Origin of the sequence: Faecousia intestinalis (assembly GCF_040096185.1) — a bacterium.
GTDB lineage: Bacteria > Bacillota > Clostridia > Oscillospirales > Oscillospiraceae > JAZOXB01.
Genome location: NZ_JBBMFF010000199.1, coordinates 1 through 1,495 on the forward strand (window position 1 = coordinate 1; position 1,495 = coordinate 1,495).

General features: G+C 57.3%; 2 protein-coding genes. Both read left to right on the top strand.

Annotated features, from left to right (window positions below):
• The first annotated feature begins 267 nt into the window (after positions 1 to 267).
• Positions 268 to 1,035, top strand: coding sequence for a uridine phosphorylase (gene udp / locus WMO66_RS06465; RefSeq protein WP_349135579.1), 768 nt, complete (start codon positions 268 to 270; stop codon positions 1,033 to 1,035).
• 63 nt (positions 1,036 to 1,098) lie between these two features.
• Positions 1,099 to 1,353 (top strand): hypothetical protein, encoded by a 255-nt coding sequence (locus tag WMO66_RS06470; RefSeq protein ID WP_349135580.1) that lies wholly within the window; start codon positions 1,099 to 1,101, stop codon positions 1,351 to 1,353.
• The last annotated feature ends 142 nt before the right edge of the window (positions 1,354 to 1,495 follow it).

Sequence of the window (1,495 nt, forward strand, 5' to 3'; positions counted from 1 at the left end):
TTACGGATGCGGCATGCCCCTTGCGGGTACACAAAGTATTCCTGCGTTTTCCATACCTCGCCTTGCCAAAAAATCTCGCGCCATCCGCTCTTGCTGATTGAATCAGAGCTTCCCTGAGCATGCGTTCGCGATCGGTGAATTGCGTTCGGCACGCCGCGGAAAGAGGTTGCCATTTTCTCTAAAGACTGCTATAATAACTCAACACGAAACTACTAAACTGCAGCACCGCTGTGTAGTGCTGCCAAAAAAAGAAGGGAGCTTTTCTCCATGCAGAAGCTTGATAAGCAGTTCCATATCCATTGTGTCGAAGGCGATGTTGGCCGCTATTGCCTGCTGCCCGGCGATCCGGGCCGCTGCGAGTCCATCGCAAAGCTGTTCGACAATCCTGTGCATGTTGCCCAGAATCGTGAGTATAATATCTACACCGGCACGCTCCTCGGCGAGAAGGTCAGCGTCTGCTCCACCGGCATCGGCGGCCCGTCCGCTTCCATCGCCATGGAGGAGCTGCACAACATCGGTGCGGACACGTTCATCCGCGTCGGTACCTGCGGCGGCATCAACCTGAAGGTCCAGTCCGGCGATATCGTCGTCGCAACCGGCGCCATCCGCTTTGAGCACACGTCTCAGGAATATGCGCCGCTCGAGTATCCGGCCGTTGCCAACCTTGATGTGACCAATGCCCTGCGTCAGGCTTCACTCGCCATGGGCAAGCAGACGCATGTCGGCGTCGTGCAGTGTAAGGACGCATTCTACGGCCAGCACAGCCCGGCGAAGATGCCCGTCTCCTATGAGCTGCTGCAGAAATGGGAAGCCTGGAAGCGCCTCGGTGTTCTGGCAAGTGAGATGGAGTCCGCCGCGCTGTTCGTCGTGGCAGATGCGCTGGGCTGCCGCTGCGGTTCCTGCTTCCATGTTATCTGGAATCAGGAGCGCGAGGCTGCCGGTCTCGACCAGAACATGAGCGAGGACACGAGCGCCGCCGTCCGCGTCGGCGTCGAGGCCATGAAGCTCCTCATCGCGCAGGATCTGGCAAAATAATTGTTCCCGCTGCGGAACAAATGCAGAGAAGACCCGTCTAATGAGCATCAGGGGGTGAAGACCATGGGAAAATATTGGTGGGTGACATGGATCAAGGTCCTTGCACTCACGGCGGTTTTCGCCGTTGTCATCGTGCTGGGCTATCGGCAGGTGAAAAAGAGCGTTGCGGATTATCTGGTCGACGCACCGGCGGATGCCAAGCTGACGGACAAGCTGAATCTGGAGGACATGGTGTTTGACTACGCCGGAGAATTTGTGGACCGCATGATGGAGGAATCCGAGCAGATCCGCAATGCCATCACCGAGCCGCTGGCCTGACATCCTTATAAAAGCTACCCGCTCCGGGGGCGCGACAGCGCTCCCGGAGTTTTTGGACTGTCGAAAAAAAGCCTCGCAGAGTTTGCGCTCGCAAGCGCAAAGAAAATGGAAATCATTTTCTCCGGCGGCGTGTACGTCGGAG

Bases quoted from the DNA above. Each gene is read 5' to 3' on its own strand.
- udp (WP_349135579.1), top strand. From the start codon at position 268: ATGCAGAAGCTTGATAAGCAGTTCCATATCCATTGTGTCGAAGGCGAT.
- WMO66_RS06470 (WP_349135580.1), top strand. From the start codon at position 1,099: ATGGGAAAATATTGGTGGGTGACATGGATCAAGGTCCTTGCACTCACG.